An 18,680-nucleotide genomic window follows, 5' to 3' on the forward strand; every position below is an offset into this window, starting at 1 on the left:
AGCTGGCCCAGCAGCGCCAGCGTCGCCTTGGGGCAGGGTGGCTGCGCGACGTAGTGGGGCACGGCTGCCCAGTACGACACGGAGGGGATGTCGAGCCGGCTGCACGCGTCCTGGAGGACGCCCACGATCCCCGTGGGGCCCTCGTAGTTCGACTGCTCGAGCTTGAGCCGGTCGACCAGGTCCGGCTCGGTCGCGGTGCCCGTCACCGGGATCGGCCGGGTGTGCGGTGTGTCTGCGAGCAGCGCACCCAGGGTGACCACCAGCTGGCCGCCGAGGTCGTCGCACGCCGCCAGGACCTCCGCGGTGAACTGACGCCACCGCATGTTCGGCTCGATGCCGCGCACGAGGATCAGGTCGCGGTCGAGATCGGCCGGGGAGGCGATCGCGATCCGGGTGCTCGGCCAGGTCAGCCGGCGGTGCCCGTTCTCGTCGGTGCCGACCATGGGGCGATTGACCTGGAAGTCGTAGAAGTCCTCGGGATCCACCGCCCCGACGACACGGGCGTCCCACACGCGCATCAGGTGGTCGATCGCCGCGGAGGCCGACTCGGCCGCGTCGTTCCAGCCCTCGAACGCCGCGATCACGATCGGGTCGATCAGGTCCGGAGCGTCGTCGATCTCGATCACTCAACCACCCTAGTCATCCTGGGGTCACCGGCGTGGCGAATGCCCGACGATTTCGCCCGGCGCGTCGGCAGTGTCACGATCGATCCCAGCGGTCGTGTCACCATCCGGGAGCTCCGTCCACTCCTCGGACGGCGTCCCTAGGCTGGAACACCCGCTACCGATTCCGTGGCCCGGAAGGAGAATCGTGCCGGAACCCGCTCACCGACCCGATGCGACGGCCGCGCTCACCGCCGCGATGCAGGAGCGCATCCTGGTAGTGGACGGTGCCATGGGCACCCTGATCCAGGGCCACCAGCTGGGTGAGTCGGACTATCGGGGGTCGGTGTACGCCGACCACACCCATGACCTCAAGGGCGACTCCGACGTGCTGTCGCTGACGCAGCCGGAGATCATCCGCGACATCCACCGGGCCTATCTCTCGTCCGGCGCCGACGTCGTGTGCACCAACACGTTCACCGGTTCGAGCATCTCCCAGGCCGACTACGGGCTCCAGGACGATTGCTACGAGCTCAACCGGTCGGCCGCTGCGCTGGCCCGCGACGCCGCCGACGAGCACTCCACACCTGAGCAGCCCCGCTACGTCGCCGGCTCGCTCGGCCCGACCAACCGGACGGCGTCGATCTCCCCGGACGTCAACGACCCCGGAGCACGCAACGTCACCTTCGACGAGCTCGCGGCGTCCTACCTCGAGCAGGCCCGCGGCCTGGTCGACGGTGGCGCCGACCTGCTGCTGGTCGAGACCGTCTTCGACACGCTCAACGCCAAGGCCGCGATCTTCGCGCTCGAGACCCTCTTCGACGACGCGGGTCGACGCTGGCCCGTGTGGATCTCAGGCACCATCACCGACGCCAGCGGCCGCACCCTCTCGGGGCAGACGACCGAGGCGTTCTGGAACAGCGTGCGGCACGTGCGCCCGCTGCTGGTGGGGCTCAACTGCGCCCTCGGCGCCGCTGACCTGCGCCCTTACGTGGCGGAGCTGTCGCGGATCGCGGACTGCTTCGTCGCCGCGCACCCCAACGCGGGTCTGCCCAACGAGTTCGGCGAGTACGACGAGACGCCGGACCAGATGGCGGTGGTGCTGGGCGACTTCGCGACCAGTGGGCTGGTGAACCTGGTCGGGGGCTGCTGCGGCACCACGCCTGAGCACATCTCGGCGATCGCGACCGCGGCCAAGGGCGCCGAGCCGCGGGTTCCGGCGCAGCCGCGGCGCGCGATGCGGCTGTCCGGCCTGGAGCCGTTCACCATTGACGAGGAGAGCCTCTTCGTGAACGTGGGGGAGCGGACCAACATCACCGGCTCGGCACGCTTCCGCACGCTGATCAAGGACGGCGACTACGACACCGCGCTCACGGTCGCCGCCCAGCAGGTCGACAACGGCGCCCAGGTCATCGACGTCAACATGGACGAGGGGATGATCGACGGTGTCGCGGCCATGGAGCGGTTCCTGAAGCTGATCGCCAGCGAACCGGACATCTGTCGCGTGCCGGTGATGGTCGACTCCTCCAAGTGGGAGGTCATCGAAGCCGGCCTCAAGTGCGTCCAGGGCAAGCCGATCGTGAACTCGATCTCGCTCAAGGAGGGCGAGGAGCAGTTCGTCGAACATGCCCGGCTGTGCCTTCGGTATGGCGCAGCCGCCGTCGTGATGGCCTTCGACGAGAACGGCCAGGCCGACTCCCTGGAGAAGCGGAAGGCGATCTGCGAGCGTGCCTACCGGATCCTGACCGAGCAGGTCGGGTTCCCGGCGGAGGACATCATCTTCGACCCGAACGTGTTCGCGGTCGCGACCGGGATCGACGAGCACGCGGCGTACGGCAGCGACTTCATCGAGGCGACCCGCTGGATCAAGCAGAACCTGCCAGGCGCGCTGGTGTCGGGCGGCATCTCGAACGTCAGCTTCTCGTTCCGGGGCAACAACCCCGTGCGTGAGGCGATCCACGCGGTCTTCCTGTACCACGCGATCGAGGCCGGGCTCGACCTCGGCATCGTCAACGCGGGTGCCCTGACCGTCTACGACCAGGTCGACGCCGAGCTGCGGGAGCGGATCGAGGACGTCGTCCTCAACCGGCGACCTGATGCCGCCGAGCGACTGCTCGAGATCGCGGAGCGCTACAACCGCGCCTCGGCCGAGGTCGAGGCGGCCGCCGAGGAGTGGCGCGAGCTCCCGGTGTCGGAGCGGATCACGCACGCCCTCGTGAAGGGCATCGACAGTTACGTCGAGAGCGACACCGAGGAGCTGCGCGCAGAGATCGAAGCTCGCGGCGGGCGCCCGATCGAGGTCATCGAGGGGCCGCTGATGGACGGCATGAACGTCGTCGGCGACCTCTTCGGCGCGGGCAAGATGTTCCTGCCGCAGGTGGTGAAGAGCGCGCGCGTCATGAAGAAGGCGGTCGCCTACCTCATCCCGTTCATCGAGGCAGAGAAGGCGAAGGACCCCGCGCTCGCGACGCAGAAGGACACCAACGGCACGATCGTGATGGCGACCGTGAAGGGCGACGTTCACGACATCGGCAAGAACATCGTCGGCGTCGTTCTGCAGTGCAACAACTACGAGGTGATCGACCTCGGCGTGATGGTGCCACCCCAGAAGATCCTCGACACCGCGCGTGAGGTCGAGGCCGACGCGATCGGGCTGTCCGGGTTGATCACCCCGTCGCTCGACGAGATGGTCACGATGGCGTCCGAGATGCAGCGACAGGGGTTCGAGATCCCGCTGCTCGTCGGCGGTGCCACCACCTCGCGTGCCCACACAGCGGTCAAGGTCGACGGCAAGTACGACGGACCGGTCGTGTGGGTCAAGGACGCCTCCAGGTCGGTTCCGACCGTGGCGGCGCTGCTGCACTCCGAGCAACGGGAAAAGCTGCTCGCCGACATCCGCACCGACTACGACAGCCTGCGGGCGCGGCACGCCGCCAAGCACGACCGGCCGATGGTGACGCTGGAGGCGGCTCGGGCCAACGCGACCCCGATCGACTGGACGGGCTACCGTCCGCCGCGACCGCACCTGTTGCTCCAGCAGGAGCGCGACGTGTCCCCGATCATCGGCCGGCGCGGGGAGACCCAGCACCTGCGGGTGTTCCGCCACTACGACCTGGCTGAGCTGCGCCGCTACATCGACTGGCAGCCGTTCTTCAACGCGTGGGAGATGAAGGGGTCCTTCCCCGACATCCTCAACAACCCGTCGAGCGGGCCGACCGCCCGGAAGCTCTACGACGACGCCCAGCAGATGCTGGACCGGATCGTCGGGGAGGGTTGGCTGACCGCGAACGGGACGATCGGTCTCTTCCCCGCGAACAGCGTCGGCGATGACATCCACGTCTACCTGACCGAAGACAGGGACGAGCCCACGGCGGTGCTGCGGACACTGCGTCAGCAGGGAGAGCACCGTTCCGGCGTACCGAACCGGGCGTTGTCGGACTTCGTGGCCCCGCGTGAGACCGGGCTCCGCGACTACGTGGGCGGGTTCGCGGTCACCGCCGGCCTCGGCGTCCAGGACAAGATCGCGGAGTTCAAGGCGGCGCTCAACGACTACGACGCGATCCTGCTGGAGTCCGTGGCCGACCGGCTGGCCGAGGCGTTCGCCGAGCGCCTGCACCAGCGGGTCCGCAAGGAGCTCTGGGGTTTCGCGCCCGACGAGAAGCTCGCCAACACCGACCTGATCAAGGAGCAGTACCAAGGCATCCGCCCGGCTCCGGGCTACCCGGCGTGTCCCGACCACACCGAGAAGCACACCTTGTGGCGGCTGCTGGACGTCGAGAACGCCACCGGCATCGAGCTCACCGAGTCGATGGCGATGTGGCCGGGAGCGTCGGTGTCCGGCCTGTACTTCTCCCACCCGCAGTCGCAGTACTTCGTGGTCGGCCGGCTCGGTCGCGACCAAGTGGCCGACTATGCCGAGCGCAAGGGCTGGACGCTCAGCGAGGCAGAGCGCTGGCTCTCACCCAACCTCGGTTACGACCCGGAGGACTGAGCGTGCCGGACGATCGGTGGCCGGCCGCGGTCCTCTGGGACATGGACGGCACCCTCGTCGACACCGAGCCCTACTGGATCGCGTCGGAGTTCGCGCTCGCCGAGGAGCACGGTGGCACGTGGTCGACAGAGCAGGCGCTCAACCTCGTCGGGCTCGACCTGCTCGAGTCCGGTCGGTACATCCGCGAGCACATGGGGATCGGCCTCGAGCCCTCGGAGATCGTCGAGAAGCTGCTCGACGGCGTGGTGGCGCGGGTCAGCGAGGCCGTTCCGTGGCGGCCGGGAGCGCGCGAACTGCTGGCCGAGCTCGCCGATGCCGGCGTCCCGCGCGCCCTGGTCACGATGTCGTACCGGCGATTCGTCGCGCCGGTCCTCGCCACGCTGCCCGACGGCACGTTCGACGTGGTCGTGACCGGGGACATCGTGAGTCACGGCAAGCCCCACCCTGAGCCCTACCTCAAGGCCGCCCGCGAGCTGCGGCTGGACCCGGCCGACTGCCTGGCCATCGAGGACTCCAACACCGGCGCCCGCTCCGCCGAGGCCGCGGGCTGCCTGGTCCTCGTGGTGCCGAACCACGTCCCGGTCCTGGACGGCGACCGCCGGGTGTTCCGCGACTCACTGGCCGACCTCGACGTGGCCGACCTGGCCGCCCTTGGTTCGCTCGGCTAGTTCGCGGCACCAGGCCCGTTGATTCGTGTGTTCGCGGCACTCGAGTCGCGGATGTGCGGCCTCCCGGCCTCGTACGCCGCAGATCCGCGATCGAACAGCCGCAGGTGCGCGACTGAACTGCCGCGGGCGCGCGAATCAACGGCGGGGGCGGGAAGGGCCAGGAGTCAGTCGACGTCCTCGGCCGTGAGCTCGCCGGGGTCGGCCGGCTCGCGGAGGGGCAACGGCGGCGGTGTCCCGCCGAACTCGGGGCACAGCGCCTGGAAGGAGCACCAGTCGCACAGCCGCGAGCGGTTCGGGCGCCAGTCGCCGGACTCGGTCGCCCGCGCGATCGCCTGCCAGATGGCTTCCACCTTGCGCTCCGTGGCGAGCAGGTCCTGCTCGTCGGGGACGTACCGGATCATCTCGCCGCTGCCGAGGTAGACCAGCTGCAGCATGGCGGGGACCACGCCGCGGGTGCGCCACAGCACGAGGGCGTAGAACTTCATCTGGAACAGGGCCTTGGCCTCCCAGCCCTCACCAGGCGCCCCGCCCGTCTTGTAGTCCACCACTCTCATCCGCCCGTCCGGCGCGATATCGAGCCGGTCGACGAAGCCGCGGAGCAGCAGCTTGCTGTCGAGCAGCGCCTCGACGTACAGCTCACGCTCGGCGGGCTCCAGGAGGCGGGGGTCCTCCAGCGAGAAGTAGCGCTCGAGGACGCCGCGGCAGGTCGCGAGCCAGGCAGCGACGTCGGCCCCCTCGCCGGTGAACATCTCGGCAAGGGTGGGCTCGGCCTCGAGCAGCGACTCCCAGGCGGGCACCAGCATCGCCTCAGCGTGGTCGGGCGTGCGGTCGCCGGCCGGCAGGTCGAAGAGATCCTCGAGCACCTTGTGGATCAGCGTGCCGCGGACCGCGTCGGGACTGAACGGCTCGGGCAGGCGGTCGATCGTGCGGAACCGGTACATCAGCGGGCAGGCCATGAAGTCGCCCGCGCGGCTCGGAGAGATCGCACCGAGCACGTCCACGCCGTCCACGGGCGTGGAGAGCGGGATCGACGGCGACTCCCCGACTGTCATGTGATCAGCCTAGGAGCGGCCACCGACAGTCCCGGGGCGGCCCGCCGCGCGCCGGCGCGTGCCGGGGGTTCGGATAGCCTCGAGGTGTGCCTGACCGCGACCGATCCACGCCCGGCTCCCACGCGGGAACCAGCGGACGTGCGCGTCCTCCCGGGACCTTCCGGATCGGCACCATCGGCGGCAGCGACGTCCTGGTCACGACGTCCTGGTTCGTGGTCGCGGCCCTGATCGCGTTCGTCCTCGCCCCGGTGATCGACGAGGCCCAGCCCGGGCTCGGCGGCCTCAAGTACGTCGCCGGACTCGCCTTCGCGGTGATCCTCTACGTCTCGGTGCTGCTGCACGAGGTCTCCCACGCCATGATGGCGCGTCGGTTCGGGTTCCCGGTCAGCTCGATCACGCTCCACTTCCTCGGCGGCATGACCGCGATCGAGGGCGAGTCTCGACGCCCGAAGGAGGAGTTCCTGATCGCCGTCGTCGGGCCGATCACCTCCCTGGCGGTCGGCGTGGTCGGCGCGGGTCTCTGGCTGGTCTCTCCGGGCGGATTGATCTCCCTCGCCACCGGGGGGCTCGCCCTCGCGAACCTGCTGGTGGGCGGTCTGAACCTGGTACCGGGGCTGCCGCTGGACGGCGGCCGGGTGCTGCGCGCGGGGATCTGGCGGCTCACCGGCAGCATGCACACCGGCACCATCGTGGCCGGCTGGGGCGGTCGCCTGACCGCGGTGGCCGCGCTGTTCTACCCGCTACTGATCCAGCGCATCGTGGACCGCCCGGCCGACGTGGTCGACTACGTGCTGGCCTTCGTGATCGCGCTCTTCCTGTGGAGCGGGGCGACCTCGGCGATGACCTCGGCGAAGCTGCGCCGCCGGATGCCCTCGCTGGTCGCCCGAAACCTCGCCCGGCGCACGATCACGGTCCCCGACGACCTGCCGCTCGCCGAAGCCGTCCGGCGCGCCAACGAGGCCCGGGCCGGCAGCATCGTGACGGTCACGACGTCCGGCCACCCGGTCGGCGTGGTCAGCGAGGCCGCGGTTCTCGCCACCCCGGAGGACCGCCGGCCGTGGGTCCCGGTGTCGACCGTCAGCCGCACGCTGGACGCGGGGCTCCGGCTGCCCGCCACGATCACCGGTGAGGAGCTGGTCCTCGCGATCACCCGGACGCCGGCCGACGAGTACCTGCTGGTCGAGCCCGACGGTGCCATCTACGGCGTCCTGTCGACCGCCGACGTCGACCGCGCGTTCCGCGAGGGCGGGGCACGTGCCTGAGGAGGTCGTCCCGCCCGACGTCCCGCCCGAGGCCTGGTCCGGCGTGCACCGCGGTCCGTTGCGGGCCGGGGAGTGGGTGCGGCTCACCGACTCGAAGGGGCGCCGCCACAACATCTGCCTCGAGCCGGGCAAGCGCTTCTTCTCCAACAAGGGCCACCTCGACCACGACGAGCTGATCGGGCGTGAGGAGGGCTTCACGGTCATGTCGTCCGCCGGCGGCAGCTACCTGGTGTTCCGGCCGCTGCTGTCGGAGTTCGTGGTCTCGATGCCACGCGGCGCAGCCGTCGTCTACCCGAAGGACGCGGCTCAGATCGTCGCCATGGCCGACGTCTTCCCCGGAGCTGACGTGGTCGAGGCCGGTGTCGGCTCCGGAGCGCTCACCTGCTCGCTGCTCCGCGCGGTCGGTCCGCACGGGTCCGTCACGTCGTACGAGCGGCGGGAGGAGTTCGCGGAGGTCGCACGGCGCAACGTGACTCAGTTCTTCGGTACCCGAGACGGCGAGACCCACCCGGCGTGGCGACTGGACCTGGGCGACCTCGCCGAGGAGCTGCCGCGTTCCGGGCGGCGGGTCGACCGCGTCATCCTCGACATGCTGGCGCCGTGGGAGTGCGTGGAGGCAGTGGCCGGGGCGTTGCGCCCCGGCGGGATCGTGTGCGGGTACGTCGCGACCACGACCCAGCTGTCGCGCTACGTCGAGACGCTACGTGCCCACGGCGGCTTCACCGAGCCCGCCGTCTGGGAGTCACTGGTCCGCGACTGGCACGTCGAGGGACTGGCGGTCCGCCCGGGGCACAAGATGATCGGTCACACCGCGTTCCTCGTCACCGCGCGCCGGATGGCTGCGGGGGAGAGGGCGCCGGCGAAGAAGCGCCGCCCCGCGCCGGGCGCCTACGGACCCGACTACCTCGGGCCGCGCCCGGCCGACTTGCCGCCCCAGGTCCTCGACGAGCCGTTCGCGGACTGAAGGGCCGCACGGCGTCCCAAATCGTGATCCGGCGCGCGGCGGAAGACCTGCCGTCGCACCGGCGCGCGGGTAGGGTCGTCGTTGGGAGGTGACACCGATGTCGTCCACCGAAGGACAGCCACCGAGCACGTCCGGCCGGTCGCCCGACGAGCTCGCTCAACAGGTGCGTTTCCTCGAGGCCGAGGTGACGGACCTCCGCCGCAGGCTGGGAGACGCCCCCGGGCACTCCCGCGCCCAGGAGCTGCGGCTCGCCGACACCCAGCGGTCGCTCTCCGCCGTCACGGCCCAGAACGAACGCCTCGCCCAGACGCTGCGCGAGGCCCGCGACCAGATCACGAAGCTGAAGGAGGAGGTCGACCGGCTCGCGCAGCCGCCGGCCGGATTCGGCACGTTCCTCAGCCGGCACGAGGACGACTCCGTGGACGTCTACACCGGCGGCCGCAAGCTGCGGGTCAACGTCAGCCCGAACGTCGACCTCGACGCCCTGGTCAGGGGCCAGGAGGTCATGCTCAACGAGGCGCTCAACGTCGTCGCCGCCCTCGAGTTCGAGGAGGTCGGCGAGGTCGTCATGTTCAAGGAGATGCTCGCCGACGGCGAGCGCGCCCTCGTGATCGCCAACGCCGACGAGGAACGCGTCGTCCGGCTCGCCGAGCCGTTGCGCGGCACCACCTTGCGGGCCGGAGACTCGCTGCTGCTGGAGGGTCGCGCCGGCTACGTCTACGAGCGGGTCCCGAAGTCCGAGGTCGAGGAGCTGGTCCTCGAGGAGGTCCCCGACATCGCGTACGACGCGATCGGCGGCCTGATGAACCAGATCGACCAGATCCGCGACGCGGTCGAGCTGCCCTACCTCCACCCCGACCTCTTCAAGGAGCACGAGCTCAAGCCGCCCAAGGGTGTGCTCCTCTACGGCCCGCCCGGGTGCGGCAAGACGCTGATCGCCAAGGCGGTCGCCAACTCGCTGGCCAAGAAGGTGGCGGCCCGGCACTCCCAGGACCGGGTCGGACAGGAGGGCAAGTCGTACTTCCTGAACATCAAGGGCCCGGAGCTCCTCAACAAGTACGTCGGCGAGACCGAGCGGCACATCCGGCTGGTCTTCCAGCGAGCGCGTGAGAAGGCGAGCCACGGCACGCCGGTGATCGTGTTCTTCGACGAGATGGACTCGCTGTTCCGTACCCGCGGCTCGGGGGTCTCCTCCGATGTCGAGAACACCATCGTGCCGCAGCTGTTGAGCGAGATCGACGGTGTCGAGGCGCTCGAGAACGTGCTGGTCATCGGGGCCACGAACCGGCCCGACATGATCGACCCCGCCATCCTGCGACCCGGCCGGCTCGACGTGAAGATCAAGATCGAGCGGCCCGACGCCGAGTCGGCACGCGACATCTTCAGCAAGTACCTCACGCCCAACCTGCCGCTGCACCCCGACGACCTCGCGGAGTTCGGTGGCGACACCAAGGCGACGGCAGCGGGAATGGTGCAGCGCACGATCGAGCGGATCTACACCGAGTCCGAGGAGAACCAGTTCCTCGAGGTCACCTACGCCAACGGCGACAAGGAAGTCCTGTACTTCAAGGACTTCAACTCGGGCGCGATGATCCAGAACATCGTCGACCGCGCGAAGAAGATGGCCATCAAGGACTTCCTCGAGCACGACCAACGCGGCATCCGGGTCCAGCACCTGATGCAGGCGTGTCTCGACGAGTTCAAGGAGAACGAGGACCTGCCGAACACCACCAACCCCGACGACTGGGCGCAGATCGCCGGCAAGAAGGGGGAGCGGATCGTCTTCATCCGTACTCTCATCACCGGCAAGCAGGGCACCGAGCCGGGGCGGTCGATCGACACGGTCTCCAACACCGGTCAGTACCTGTAGCCGCCGAGACCACCGCAGTCCCCCGGGGCTCAGCAGGAGTGCCGCGCCTCAACCCTGCCGGCGTGCGGTGAGCAGGTACACGTAGGTCCAGGGCCGCGAGAGGGCGGGACCGTCGAGATAGGCGGTCTCCAGGTGCGTGACCTCGAAGCCGGCCTCGGTCACGAGGCCCTCGATGTCGCGCGTCAGGTGACAGCCGCCGGCGAACCGGCGCTGCAACGGCTCCATCCGCTGCTGCCAGCTCTCGACCCGGGCGTCCGGTGCGAGACCGTGCTCGAGCACGCACAGCACGCCGCCGGACCGCAGCACCCGCCGCGCCTCCGCGAGGGCCAGCGACGGGTCGGGGATCGTGCAGAGGGTGAACGTCGACAGCACCGAGTCGTACGACGCGTCCGCCTCGTCGAGCCGCTGGCCATCGAGTCCTCGCCGCTCGATCGGGATGTCGGTCCGCGCCCGGCGACGCTCCGAGAGGCCCCACCCGACCTCCGACGGCTCCACCGCGGACACCGAGGTGACGGCGGGCGGATAGAACCTGATGTTGAGGCCCCCGGCGAAGCCGAGCTCCAGCACCCGACCCGCCAGCGGGGCGCAGGCCCCGGCGCGAAGCTCCCCGATCGCCGGCTTGCGGAGTGACCGGTCCGTCAGGCGGGGCACGACGCGGTCACCCCAGACACCCATGCGGGTGAGCCTAGACCGACCCCGCGGGCCGATAGGTTCCGGACATGAAGACCATCCTGATCATCGTCGCCGTCGTGCTGGTGCTGCTCTTCCTGGTGCCGAAGCTGCGCAAGCGCTGAGTCACGACGCAGCGAAGGGGCCTGGACCGAGGGCGCAGGTCTGAGCCGGTCCTTCGAGAACGGTGTGGTGTGCCCCGGCGAGGGATTGCCGTCCACCAACTAGGCTCGTGACATGAGCGTCCGGCGCGTGATGGGGACGGAGGTCGAGTACGGCATCTCGATCCCCGGTCAGCCGCTCGCGAACCCGATGGTCGCGTCCTCGCAGGTGGTCAACGCCTACGCGTCCGCGACAGTCAAGGCGCGGCGCGCTCGATGGGACTTCGAGGAGGAGTCGCCGCTGCGCGATGCCCGCGGCTTCGACATGTCACGCCAGGTGGCCGACCCGAGCCAGCTCACCGACGAGGACCTCGGGCTCGCCAACGTCATCCTCACCAACGGGGCACGGTTGTACGTCGACCACGCCCACCCGGAGTACTCCACGCCCGAGGTCACCACGCCGCTCGACCTGGTGCGGTGGGACAAGGCGGGGGAGCAGGTGATGCTCGACGCGTCCCGCCGGGCCTCCGCGCTGCCCAACGGGTCGCCCGTCAACCTCTACAAGAACACCACCGACAACAAGGGTGTCTCCTACGGGGCCCACGAGAACTACCTGATGCGGCGCAGCACGCCCTTCGGTGACATCGTCCGCCACCTCACGCCGTTCTTCGTCTCGCGTCAGGTGGTGTGTGGGGCGGGCCGCGTCGGGATCGGCCAGGACGCGCGCGAGCACGGCTACCAGATCAGCCAGCGGGCCGACTTCTTCGAGGTCGAGGTCGGTCTCGAGACCACCCTCAAGCGTCCCATCATCAACACCCGCGACGAGCCGCACGCCGATCCCGAGCGCTACCGCCGGCTGCACGTGATCCTCGGCGACCCCAACCTGGCCGAGGTGTCGACGTACCTCAAGGTCGGCACGACGGCGCTGGTGCTCTCCATGATCGAGGCCCGCTTCCTCGACCGGGACCTCACCGTCGACGGGGCGGTCGCCGGGCTGCGGGCGATCTCCCACGACCCGACGCTGCAGCACCGCGTGACCCTTACCGACGGGCGCAGCCTCACCGGGGTGCAGCTGCAGCTGGAGTATCTCGACCTGGCCAAGAAGTTCGTGGAGGATCGGCTCGGTTCGGACGCCGACCCGCAGACGCTCGACGTGCTCGCGCGCTGGGAGTCGGTCCTGACCCGCCTCGAGCGCGACCCGATGGAGTGCGCCACCGAGCTGGACTGGGTGGCGAAGCTGAAGCTCCTCGAGCACTATCGCGACCGCGATGGCCTCGAGTGGAGCGATGCCAAGCTGCAGCTGATCGACCTGCAGTACGCCGATGTCCGGCCCGAGAAGGGCCTGTACCACAAGCTCGCGGCCATGGGCCGGATCGAGCGGCTCCTCGACGACGCCTCGGTGGAGGCCGCGATGCACGACCCGCCGGAGGACACGCGCGCCTGGTTCCGGGGCCGCTGCCTCGAGAAGTACGCCGACAGCGTCGCCGCCGCGTCCTGGGACTCGGTCATCTTCGACCTGCCGGGCCGCGAGTCCCTGCAGCGGGTTCCGACCATCGACCCGCTCCGTGGCAGCCGGGCCAGCGTCGGGGAGCTGATCGACCGCTGTGACACCGCGGAGGAACTCGTCCGCGCTCTGACGCGGTAGCCGCCCACCGGCTGGCCTGAGTCGATAGGGTCGGGGTATGGCACAGGAGCAGAAGCAACCTCGCAAGGCCTCGGAGGACGAGGCTGCTCCCGAGGTGGACATCGACAGCGACGTCTCCGAGCGCAAGGAAGCGCTGGACGACGATGTCGACGCGATCCTCGACGAGATCGACGACGTCCTCGAGAGCAACGCCGAGGACTTCGTGAAGTCCTTCATCCAGAAGGGCGGACAGTGAGCGACGAGCCGCGCCTGCCCGCTGCGTTCCTCCAGCCCGGTTCCTCCTCGTTCTCCGAGTTCTTGGCCGGTGCCGCCCCCGAGCTGTTGCCCTCGCGCCGGGCGCTTCCGCAGGGGCATGCCGCCGACCTGTCGCCGCACGCGACGACGATCGTCGCCGCGACGTACCCGGGCGGGGTGGTGATGGCGGGAGACCGGCGGGCCACGATGGGCAACGTAATCGCCCAACGCGACATCGAGAAGGTCTTCCCCGCCGACGAGTACTCCATCGTCGGCATCGCCGGCACCGCGGGCATCGGCGTCGAGCTGGTGCGTCTGTTCCAGACCGAGCTCGAGCACTACGAGAAGATCGAGGGCATCACGCTGTCGATGGACGGCAAGGCGAACCGCCTCGCAGCGCTGATCCGCGCCAACCTCGGGCTCGCGATGCAGGGCCTCGCCGCCGTACCGCTCTTCGCGGGTTACGACCTCGTCCAGGACCAGGGCCGGATCTTCAGCTACGACGTGACCGGGGGCCGCTACGAGGAGACCGCCTTCCACTCCGTCGGCTCGGGATCGCTCTTCGCGCGGGGCGCGCTCAAGAAGCTCTACCGTGACGACCTGAGCCAGACCGAGGTGGTCGAGGTCGTCGTCCAGGCGCTGTACGACGCCGCTGACGACGACTCCGCCACCGGCGGGCCGGACCTCACGCGACGGATCTTCCCGGTCGTGCACCTCGTCACGCGCGACGGCGGCGAGCGGATGCCCGACGCGGCGGTCGCCGAGATCGCCGACCGGATGATCGCCGGCCGGATGACCCGTCCCGACGGGCCTGCGGCACAGCTGACCGGGGGTGACCGCGCGTGAGCATGCCGTTCTACGTCTCGCCCGAGCAGCTGATGAAGGACCGGGCGGACTTCGCCCGCAAGGGCATCGGGCGCGGCCGTTCGGTGGTCGCAGTGCAGTACGCCGACGGGATCCTGTTCGCCTGCGAGAACCCGTCTCGTGCCCTGCACAAGGTCGCGGAGATCTACGACCGGATCGCGTTCGCTGCCGTGGGCCGCTCCAACGAGTTCGAGAACCTGCGGATCGCGGGCGTCCGGCTCGCCGACATGCGCGGCTACGCCTACGACCGCCGCGACGTCACCGCTCGGGGTCTCGCCACGGCCTACGCGCAGACGCTCGGGACGATCTTCTCCAGCGGCGGCGAGAAGCCGTACGAGGTGGAGCTCTTCGTCGCGGAGGTGGGCGACGCGCCTTCCGAGGACCAGATCTACCGGCTGACCTTCGACGGTCAGGTCGCCGACGTGCAGGGGTACGCCGTGATGGGCGGCGCGGTCGACACCGTCGCCGGCTTCCTCGAGTCACGCTTCGAGGCGGGGCTGTCCCTCGAGGAGGCGCTGCGGCTCGCGGTCGGCGCGCTCGGCCACTCGGACTCCTCCGACCGCGTGATCCCGGAGAGCGACCTGGAGGTGGCCGTCCTCGACCGGACCCGTACCCAGCCCCGCAAGTTCCGGCGGATCCGCCCCGGCGACCTCGGTCGGATGCTGGGCGAACGTGGCCCGGCCTCGCCGGCGCCCGAGGACGACGACCAGTCGGCCGCCGTCAGCCCGAGCGGTGTCGACAACCCCGCGGATCCCACGGACCAGACCAGCGGTGCGACCCCGCCGCTGGAGCACCCGGTGTCCGGCGAGCCGACTCCGCCGCCCTCCGACCCGGTCGGTCCCCAGGAGCCCCCCGTAGCGCCCCCGATCGACCCGCGCGACCCGCTCGGCTGAGTCTCTTCACCGCGGTGGGGTGGGCTGGCCTTCCTGGCTGCCGTTTGGACACAAACGGCGACGACACGCCGGGTCAGCGTGCTGTTTCTGCCCAATCGACGCCCGTGGACCGCGAGGCATCCGCAGGCGTGTCCGTGCGGCGGCGCGGCGTCAGAAATCCGCGTTCTGCGCGTCGTGTGCGGCTTTCTTGACGAGCTGCGCGCGTACTGGGGCGCCGTGTGCTGCGTTGCATGATGCGTGGCTGGGGTGCGCGGGCGCCGGGGCGCCGCCGAGGATGTCGGACCAGCTGCCATGAACAGGCACACTCCAGCACGCCTTGTACACAACGGCGAATAGCGCCGGAGTCCTAGCCGCGCGGAATCCCAGACGCTTCGCCCATGCCCATGGACCACGACGTCGTACGAGGAAATGTCCGCGACCCTGACTACTTCAGGGTGAGCCATGGGCTGTTTCAGACCCGCATCCCCCTCGACCACGGCGAGCCGGAGGAGCTCCGCCGACTACGTGCTTGGCTGGCTGTGCTGCCCGACGACGCCCGCTTCACTCACGTGACCGGCGCAGGACTGAGGGGGTGGTGGCTACCAGAGCTGCCAGACATCGTCCCGGTGTTCGCGGCCACGAATCAGTTGGACCAACGGCCCCGGCGCCCCGGACTTCAGGTGTCACGTCTGACGCACGTCACGATGCCGGAGCAGCGCGCCGGGCTGCCGGTCGACTCCGCTCCCGAGATCTTGCTCCGCGCGGCCCGCGACCTCGCCCACCTCGATCTCGTCATCCTCACCGATGCCGCCCGCCGGCGGCGTGACGTGACCACTGCGGAGATCACGGGCGTGATGGCGACGTCGCGTCCCGGTGTCGTGGCCCTGCGCCGCGCGTGGGAAGCCAGCACGGACAAGAGCGACTCTGCGTGGGAGACCTGTCTCCGGCTGTTTCACGAGGCGATCGACGTTCCGGTGCGGCCGCAGGCTCCGCTCACCGACGGGGAGCAGCACGCCCTCGCGGACCTGCTGATCGTCGGCACGCCCTTCGTCCAGGAGTACGACGGCGCGGTGCATCGCCAGAAGCGTCAGCACCATCGCGATCTCCGCCGCGAGCGGTTCCTGGCCGGCACACCGTACGAACGTCGCGGGTACACCAAGGGCGACCTGCTCATCCGTGACCTCGAGACGCTCAAGGAGATCGATCGGCTGATCGGTCGCGCACACGATCCGCGACGACTGCGCACCTGGCGTCTCATGGTCGCGGCCTCCTGCCTCTCCCAAGCCGGTCGGGATCGGGTGTCGAACCGCTGGCTGGGACGACCACCCGGCGTCTGACGATTGGTCGCACACGGCACACTTCCTCGGCGTGTCGTGGCCGTTTGTGTCCAAACGGTGACCCGGCGCCGCACCCACACCTCGACAACACCGACCCAAACACCCAGCCCGGGCCTAGGCTGACCACGTGGACCGGCGGATCTTCGGCATCGAGAACGAGTACGGCGTGACGTGCACGTTCCGGGGGCAGCGCCGTCTCAGCCCCGACGAGGTCGCCCGCTACCTCTTCCGCAAGGTGGTCAGCTGGGGCCGATCGAGCAACGTGTTCCTGCGCAACGGCGCCCGGCTCTACCTCGACGTCGGCAGCCATCCCGAGTACGCCACGCCGGAGTGCGACGACATCACCGAGCTGGTCGCGCACGACAAGGCGGGCGAGCGGGTGCTCGAGGGGCTGCTGCTCGACGCCGAGCAGCGCCTGCACGACGAGGGCATCGCCGGCGAGATCTACCTGTTCAAGAACAACACCGACTCCGCAGGCAACTCCTACGGCTGTCACGAGAACTACCTGGTCAGCCGTGCGGGGGAGTTCAGCCGGCTGGCCGACGTCCTGATCCCGTTCCTCGTCACCCGCCAGATCATGGTCGGCGCCGGAAAGGTCACCCAGACGCCGCGTGGCGCGTCGTTCTCGGTGAGCCAGCGCGCGGAGCACATCTGGGAGGGGGTCAGCAGCGCGACGACCCGCAGCCGTCCGATCATCAACACCCGCGACGAGCCGCACGCCGATGCAGAGCGCTACCGCCGGCTGCACGTGATCGTGGGCGACTCGAACATGAGTGAGACGACCACCCTGCTCAAGGTGGCCAGCTGCGACCTGGTGCTGCGGATGATCGAGGAGGGCGTGGTGATGCGCGACCTCACCATGGAGAACCCGATCCGCGCGATCCGTGAGATCTCCCACGACGTCACCGGACGTCGCAAGGTCAGGCTGGCGAACGGTCGCGAGGCCAGTGCGCTCGACATCCAGCAGGAGTACCTCACCAAGGCCCGCGACTTCGTCGACCGACGCCAGCTGCACAGCCCGGTGGTGGAGCAGTGCCTCGACCTGTGGGAGCGCTGTCTCAAGGCTGTCGAGTCCGACGACCTCGGCCTGATCGAGCGGGAGATCGACTGGGTCATCAAGTGGAAGCTGATCGAGCGCTACCGCACGAAGCAGGGTCTGCCCCTCGGACACCCTCGGATCGCCCAGCTCGACCTCGCCTACCACGACATCCACCGCGGCCGCGGCCTGTACTACCTGCTCGAGAAGCGGGGCGCCGTGGCCCGGGTGACGAGCGACCTCAAGATCTTCGAGGCTAAGTCGGTGCCGCCCCAGACCACCCGGGCTCGGCTGCGGGGGGAGTTCATCCGGAAGGCGCAGGAGCGGCGCCGTGACTTCACGGTCGACTGGGTGCATCTGAAGCTCAACGACCAGGCGCAGCGCACCGTTCTCTGCAAGGACCCGTTCCGAGCCCACGACGAGCGGGTGCAGCGCCTGATCGACGGCATGTGAGCCCGTTCGGCGCCGGGCGGTCCCTCTCAGGGTTCCCTTGGACTCGCGGGTTAGGGTGAGCCGTCGCAGTCTGACCAACCAATCCCGTACTGAAGGTGTTTGCTCCGTGATTCGTCGTGCCCTGCCCCTGTTCCTCGCGCTGACGCTCGGCGTCTCGCTCGCCGCGTGCGGCGACGACTCGGGCGAGCCCGGGAGCGAGAGCTCTGCGAGCGGCGCCGCGTCGCTCGAGTCCATCGACATCAAGGGTGAGGTCGGCAGCGATCCCGAGGTCACCTGGGACGGCGAGCTCGCCGCCGGCGACGTCGAGTCCCGGGTGGTCTCCGAGGGCGACGGCGACGAGGTGGAGAGCGGCGACGCGGTGTTCGCCCACATCTGGATCGGCAACGGCACGACTCAGAAGAAGGCCTACAGCACGTACGACGCGTCCGCGCCGCAGCTGCTCACGGTCGACGAGAAGTCGCTCAGCCCGCTCTTCCTCGAAGCAGTCGACGGCCGCACGATCGGCTCGCGGATCGCGCTGTCCGCCTCCGCCGAGACCGCGTTCGGTCCCGAGGGCAACGCGTCGCTGAACATCGGGAACAAGGACTCGATCCTGACCGTGGTCGACATCGTCAGCGAGGTCGACGCCGAGGTCGACGGCGAGGAGCTCAAGGCGCCCGCCTGGGCACCGTCGTTCCAGGGTGACGGGGCCGCCCCCACGGGCTTCGACTTCTCCGGCACGCCCGCACCGACCGGCAAGCTCCAGCAGGCCACCCTGATCCAGGGGGAGGGCCCGGCGGTCGAGCAGGGTCAGACCATCGCGGTCAACTACCTCGGGCAGGTCTACGACAGCAAGAAGCCGTTCGACGAGAGCTACACGGCCAACCCCGCGGCGTTCGCGATCGGGACCGGCGGCGTGATCAAGGGATGGGACCAGGCGCTCGTGGGCAAGAACGTCGGCAGCCGCGTCATCCTGGCGATCCCGCCGGCTCTCGGCTACGGCGAGGAGGGCAACAAGGGTGCCGGCATCAAGGGCACCGACACCCTCTACTTCGTGGTCGACGTCCTCGGCGCAGCCTGA

At 69.7% G+C, this 18,680-nt stretch carries 15 protein-coding genes; 12 read left to right on the forward strand and 3 right to left on the reverse strand.

Translation table 11 applies throughout. From position 1 onward, the window contains the following. Positions 1-626: PAC2 family protein (locus VFZ39_RS01240; RefSeq protein WP_330863899.1), on the reverse strand; the 626-nt coding region annotated here is incomplete at its 3' end. A 181-nt stretch (positions 627-807) separates the two neighbouring features. Between VFZ39_RS01240 and metH the strand changes: the two genes are divergently transcribed. Both metH and VFZ39_RS01250 read left to right on the forward strand, forming a co-directional pair. After that, the gene (gene metH, locus VFZ39_RS01245) at positions 808-4,593 is read left to right on the forward strand and encodes a methionine synthase (protein WP_414690249.1); all 3,786 of its coding nucleotides are present in this window, start codon (positions 808-810) and stop codon (positions 4,591-4,593) included. Positions 4,594-4,595: 2 nt separating this feature from the next. Then, positions 4,596-5,261 carry an HAD family hydrolase gene (locus tag VFZ39_RS01250; protein ID WP_330863901.1) on the forward strand — a complete coding sequence of 222 codons (666 nt, stop codon included), beginning with the start codon at positions 4,596-4,598 and terminating at the stop codon, positions 5,259-5,261. Between the two features lie 164 nt (positions 5,262-5,425). Here the strand turns inward: VFZ39_RS01250 and VFZ39_RS01255 are convergent, their stop codons facing one another. Continuing rightward, positions 5,426-6,313: a RecB family exonuclease gene (locus tag VFZ39_RS01255; RefSeq protein WP_330863902.1), complete on the reverse strand. Its 888-nt coding sequence runs from the start codon at positions 6,311-6,313 to the stop codon at positions 5,426-5,428. Between the two features lie 86 nt (positions 6,314-6,399). On the opposite strand from VFZ39_RS01255, the gene VFZ39_RS01260 reads away from it, so the two are divergent. The 3 genes from VFZ39_RS01260 (at position 6,400) to arc (ending at position 10,409) form a co-directional block, all read left to right on the forward strand. Continuing rightward, complete coding sequence (locus VFZ39_RS01260) at positions 6,400-7,575, forward strand: site-2 protease family protein (protein ID WP_330863903.1); 1,176 nt, start codon at positions 6,400-6,402, stop codon at positions 7,573-7,575. Next, complete coding sequence (locus VFZ39_RS01265) at positions 7,568-8,539, forward strand: tRNA (adenine-N1)-methyltransferase (RefSeq protein WP_330863904.1); 972 nt, start codon at positions 7,568-7,570, stop codon at positions 8,537-8,539. The genes VFZ39_RS01260 and VFZ39_RS01265 overlap by 8 nt, the downstream gene beginning before the upstream one ends. A 97-nt stretch (positions 8,540-8,636) precedes the next feature. Beyond that, positions 8,637-10,409, forward strand: a complete 1,773-nt coding sequence (gene arc, locus VFZ39_RS01270) for a proteasome ATPase (protein ID WP_330863905.1) — start codon at positions 8,637-8,639, stop codon at positions 10,407-10,409. Positions 10,410-10,457: 48 nt separating this feature from the next. On the opposite strand, the gene VFZ39_RS01275 is transcribed toward arc, so the two are convergent. After that, positions 10,458-11,084 carry a class I SAM-dependent methyltransferase gene (locus VFZ39_RS01275; RefSeq protein WP_330863906.1) on the reverse strand — a complete coding sequence of 209 codons (627 nt, stop codon included), beginning with the start codon at positions 11,082-11,084 and terminating at the stop codon, positions 10,458-10,460. A gap of 231 nt (positions 11,085-11,315) precedes the next feature. Here VFZ39_RS01275 and dop point away from each other — a divergent pair, with 231 nt between their 5' ends. From dop to VFZ39_RS01310, 7 genes are all read left to right on the forward strand, one after another. Beyond that, a complete protein-coding gene (gene dop / locus VFZ39_RS01280) occupies positions 11,316-12,824 on the forward strand; it encodes a depupylase/deamidase Dop (protein WP_330863907.1) in 1,509 nt (502 codons plus the stop codon). A 37-nt stretch (positions 12,825-12,861) separates the two neighbouring features. Further along, positions 12,862-13,059, forward strand: coding sequence for a ubiquitin-like protein Pup (locus VFZ39_RS01285; protein ID WP_330863908.1), 198 nt, complete (start codon positions 12,862-12,864; stop codon positions 13,057-13,059). Beyond that, positions 13,056-13,904 carry a proteasome subunit beta gene (gene prcB / locus VFZ39_RS01290; RefSeq protein WP_330863909.1) on the forward strand — a complete coding sequence of 283 codons (849 nt, stop codon included), beginning with the start codon at positions 13,056-13,058 and terminating at the stop codon, positions 13,902-13,904. Before VFZ39_RS01285 ends, prcB begins: the two co-directional genes overlap by 4 nt. A gap of 2 nt (positions 13,905-13,906) precedes the next feature. Further along, complete coding sequence (prcA, locus tag VFZ39_RS01295) at positions 13,907-14,815, forward strand: proteasome subunit alpha (protein ID WP_330863933.1); 909 nt, start codon at positions 13,907-13,909, stop codon at positions 14,813-14,815. A 683-nt stretch (positions 14,816-15,498) separates the two neighbouring features. Continuing rightward, the gene (locus VFZ39_RS01300) at positions 15,499-16,131 is read left to right on the forward strand and encodes a hypothetical protein (RefSeq protein ID WP_330863910.1); all 633 of its coding nucleotides are present in this window, start codon (positions 15,499-15,501) and stop codon (positions 16,129-16,131) included. Positions 16,132-16,258: 127 nt separating this feature from the next. Continuing rightward, positions 16,259-17,620, forward strand: coding sequence for a Pup--protein ligase (gene pafA / locus VFZ39_RS01305; protein WP_330863911.1), 1,362 nt, complete (start codon positions 16,259-16,261; stop codon positions 17,618-17,620). A gap of 106 nt (positions 17,621-17,726) precedes the next feature. After that, the gene (locus VFZ39_RS01310) at positions 17,727-18,680 is read left to right on the forward strand and encodes an FKBP-type peptidyl-prolyl cis-trans isomerase (protein ID WP_330863912.1); all 954 of its coding nucleotides are present in this window, start codon (positions 17,727-17,729) and stop codon (positions 18,678-18,680) included.

Source organism: Nocardioides sp. (assembly GCF_036374615.1).
Taxonomy (GTDB): Bacteria; Actinomycetota; Actinomycetes; order Propionibacteriales; family Nocardioidaceae; genus Nocardioides.